The organism is Gordonia sp. (in: high G+C Gram-positive bacteria) (genome assembly GCF_049299075.1).
GTDB lineage: Bacteria > Actinomycetota > Actinomycetes > Mycobacteriales > Mycobacteriaceae > Gordonia.
In genome coordinates, this window is the sequence record NZ_JBAQWU010000414.1 from 1 (window position 1) to 3,851 (window position 3,851).

General features: G+C 65.4%; 5 protein-coding genes. 2 read left to right on the forward strand and 3 right to left on the reverse strand.

Translation table 11 applies throughout. The features are described from left to right. Nucleotides 1–253: acyl-CoA dehydrogenase family protein (locus WAW85_RS13235; RefSeq protein ID WP_422560070.1), on the forward strand; the 253-nt coding region annotated here is incomplete at its 5' end. Here WAW85_RS13235 and WAW85_RS13240 read toward each other — a convergent pair. From WAW85_RS13240 to WAW85_RS13250, 3 genes are all read right to left on the reverse strand, one after another. Then, nucleotides 250–921, reverse strand: coding sequence for a DUF305 domain-containing protein (locus WAW85_RS13240; RefSeq protein WP_422560071.1), 672 nt, complete (start codon nt 919–921; stop codon nt 250–252). The genes WAW85_RS13235 and WAW85_RS13240 overlap by 4 nt on opposite strands. Continuing rightward, nucleotides 918–2,462 (reverse strand): LVIVD repeat-containing protein, encoded by a 1,545-nt coding sequence (locus WAW85_RS13245; RefSeq protein WP_422560072.1) that lies wholly within the window; start codon nt 2,460–2,462, stop codon nt 918–920. The genes WAW85_RS13240 and WAW85_RS13245 overlap by 4 nt, the downstream gene beginning before the upstream one ends. Before the next feature lie 196 nt (nt 2,463–2,658). Then, nucleotides 2,659–3,294, reverse strand: a complete 636-nt coding sequence (locus tag WAW85_RS13250; RefSeq protein ID WP_422560073.1) for a TetR/AcrR family transcriptional regulator — start codon at nt 3,292–3,294, stop codon at nt 2,659–2,661. Between the two features lie 107 nt (nt 3,295–3,401). On the opposite strand from WAW85_RS13250, the gene WAW85_RS13255 reads away from it, so the two are divergent. Next, the coding region (locus WAW85_RS13255; protein ID WP_422560074.1) for an NAD(P)-binding protein at nt 3,402–3,851 on the forward strand (450 nt) is incomplete at its 3' end.

Below are 3,851 nucleotides of genomic sequence, written 5' to 3' on the forward strand. Positions count from 1 at the left end.
CACCTACCTCGACGCGGCCCGCCGTCGCGATCGAGGGATGCCGTATTCGCGGCAGGCGTCGGTGGCGAAGTTGACGGCCACCGACACCGCCATGCGGGTCACCACCGATGCCGTGCAGGTCTTCGGCGGTAACGGCTATACGCGGGACTTCCGGGTCGAGCGCTATATGCGCGAAGCCAAGATCACCCAGATCTTTGAGGGCACCAACCAGATTCAGCGCCTGGTGATCGCGCGCGGCCTGGCCACCGGTTAGGGCTCGACTCCGCGGGCTACGAGCATGGTGCCCATCAGCCCGGTCTCCTTGCTTTGGTTGCTGATCATGCTGGCTGCGAGTTGGGCGACGATGCCGTCGGGCACGCGGGCGGTGAGATCTTGGGCCATCGCGATGCCGCCGTAGTGGTGGCGTTGCATTTGGATCAAGAAGCGGTTCTCGGCCTCAGTCGGCGGGAGCGAGCCGAGCGCCGCGACCTCGTCCGGTGTCGACATGCCGGGCATCTGGTGGGCCGCGTCGTCGGTGAGGACAGCGCTCGCGTGGTGGTCGTCCTGGCCCGTGCCGGCGTACCGGGTCATCCAGGCCATCGGGACCGGATTGTTCAGCGGTTCGCCGACCAAGCGCAGCCAGCCGGACATGGTGCCCAACTCGAACTGCTGGCTCGTCGCGATCTGCCTGCCGAGATTGCGCACTGCGGGATCGATGCCGTCGCGGTCGATCAGCTTGCCCATCTCGGTTGCTTGCTGGTGATGAGCAGTCATGTCCTGCAAGAAGGCAACCTCGACTGCGCTCAATGTCGGCTGTTGGTCCCGAGAATCGTCAATCACCAACGGGCGCACCATGATTCCACCGATCAGCGCGATCGCCGCCAGGGTGGCGACGGCGAGCACCGTAACCGCCGGGCGAAGGCGCGAACTGCTTTCGGTCACGAGCCGACCGTGGACAGCTGATCGGTGGGCGGCGTGTAGACGTCGTTCGTCAGTTGCAGTACCTGGAAGCCGTTGTCCGAGCAACCGACGTACAGCTGGTTGCCACGCCACTCCGGCGGGGAGAAGCACCAGTCGGTACTCAGATCGCCGACCAGATTGCCTGAGCGGGCGCTGATCGCCTGGCGGGGATCAAACTGGCCGCTGGCCAGCGACTGCAGGATGCCGGTGGTCGAGATCAGGGGCAGGCCGATGACCGAGGCGAGCGCGTGCGGGGAGTTCCACAACTCGAGGTGTTTGCCGGTCTGCGCGGGCGGGTTGTAGTACGCGATCTCTTTGACGTCGAACGGGTCCCGGACGTCGAAGACCCGGATTCCCGAGGAGATCCAGCCGCAGGCCAGGGCGGTCGGATTCACCGGTCGATCAGCTGCGCAGTAGTGCGACTCGTAGGCGAAGGCGCTACCGCCCATGCTGGAAGCGAGCGCCGAATCCTGGTGTTTGGGCAGATTGATCTCCAGCTTCAGCTCGTTGACGACCTTCGGTTTGCGCGGGTTGTTCACGTCGATGAACTTCACTCCGCCCGAGCCGCCTTCCAGCACTGTGAACAGGTAGTCCTTGTTACCGTAGGTGACCGGAATGCTGTGCTGCGTGAGCACGCCGTTGGACCAGCCGAGGTCGGCGAGCTTGACCATCCGCGGATTAGCCGAGCGTTTCTGGATCGAACTGATATCCCAAATGCTGATGCCGCCGAAGTTGTGCGACAGGTACAGCGTATTGCCGTCCGGGCTCACGCCGATGCCGTGGTTGTCGAGCGCAGTGAGGTTGTTCAGCAGTACGCGCGGATGCTTGGGGTCGTCGAGCGAGACCGCACTGATGACGCCGGGGGCGGTGCCCGTCGCCCAGTAGGTCTTGCCGTCGGGCGAGAACCCGCCCTCATGCGCGGTGATCGCCAACGGTGCGGCCGGGGTTCCGACGACGTCGTTCATCAGGGTGGGGTGCGCGCAGTCCTTGGCGACGTCGTACACGGCGAGCAGGCCGGCGCCGGTCAGGAACGGGACGCCCGCGCCGACCAGCAGACCGCTGTTGCGATTCACCTTCAGGCTCTCCCAGGTGCCGGCCTGTAACGCGGGATGATCGAGCACCGCCGTACGCTGCGGTGCTCGCGGATTGCTCGCGTCGACGACGGATACACCGGTGTCTGAGCCGATTGCCGCACCGGGAAAGAGGCTGCCCATGTAGGCACAGTTCTGGTAACTGGTCGACGTGATGCCAGCGCCGTGGCCCTGGTACGCGCCCAGGCGCTTCACATTGCACGAGTACCCGCGTTTGCTGCGACCGGAGTTGCGGTCGGCGGCCGGGACGTCGCCCTGCAGGCCGCGTTCGGGACTGGAACCGGGACCGCAGTCGGCTTTGGCGATCGGCAGTCGTGGCGCGGCCTGAGCCTGCGGACCGTTCATCATGCCGAGCGGCAATGCGGTGGCGGCGAGCCCGAGCGCGGTGATCACCGCGAACCGGCGCAATCGCTGCGAGTGGGGACCTAACATACGTGACTCCGATGAACTGTCTCGACTGGTGTTCTGGTGATGCAGCAATACCGAGGCGGCGCCGGAGCTACTCGTCGAGGTGAACTATGTCACAAACACCCTCGCATGTGTTTCATTCCTAAGTCAAGTGTCTGAAGATGGGTCGGTGCCGGGCTCATGCGGAAGGGAGGCGACGCCCGGCGCTAGGTTCCTGGGACTAGGTCTCTGGGGCTAGCCAAAGGCCAAGGAGTCCGTCGACCATGGCGTCGGAAAACTCGCGCCACGATTCGCTGTCGAGCTCCGCGGCGTCATTGCGGGAGCGCTCGAAGTCGGCGTAGGTAGAGATTAAGACGTTCTGCGTCATCAGGTTCCGCACCGTGATCGTGTGCTCGGACAGGTTGGGGAGGGTGCGGTAGAGGCCCTCCAGGATCCGGATGAGCGACGGCGATTGGGCGGCTTCGCGGTAGATGAGCTCGGTGTAGGCCGGATCGGCGACGAGGTGCGCACATATGGTGGCGAAATGGGTTCGCCCCGACGCGGTCCCGACGTATTCGAGCTGCGGTTGTACCAGGCAGCGAAGCCAGTCCCGCACCTCGGCGATGTAGCCGAGCTCGTCCACCAACTGCCGTCGGAGTGCATCGATCCGGCCATTGTGGCTGCGCAGCAGTGCCTGGATCAGGCCTTCACGGGACTCGAAGTGGTAGGCGACCGCATAGTGGTTTCCTTGACCGGCTGCTTCGCAGATCATCCGGTTCGACACCGCGGTGACGCCGCGGGCGGCGAAGAGTTCTTCGGCGGCGGTGAGCAGTCGGTGGCGCGTCTGCGTTGCCTGCGTCGTGGGCTCATCGCTCATATGTCCATGATTCCCCATGGGTCTGCCGACGCCGCACGGTATCGGCGAGGGCGGCCTGCTGCGGGCACAGATTAAGACGTTTGACTTAAGAGACACAAGGAGTGATTATGTTCAAAGCAACATCGGCATTGGTGAGCCGTCGGGGATTCCTGGCGGGTACAGCGGCGGTCGGGGCCGCTGTCCTCGCCGCCCCCGCGGCCCCGGTCGCGGCCGCGCCGAGGCGCACCCCGCTCACCCGCGAGGAGCGCCGGGTGGTGGTGATCGGCTCCGGATTCGGTGGCGGCGTCACCGCCCTGCGGCTGACACAGGCCGGGGTGCCGGTACTGATGTTGGAGCGTGGACGCGAATGGCGCACCGGCCCCAATGCCCGGACCTTTCCCAATGCGTCCAGCCCGGACGAGCGGGTGCTGTGGCATCGCAGCGCCCCGCAACTGTTCGGCAAGCCGCTGGCAGTGGACCCGTACGTGGGCCTCATCGATGCCGTCGTCGGCGAGAACATCACGGCGCTGGCACCCGCCGGGCTTGGTGGTGGATCACTGATCTACCAAGGCATGTCG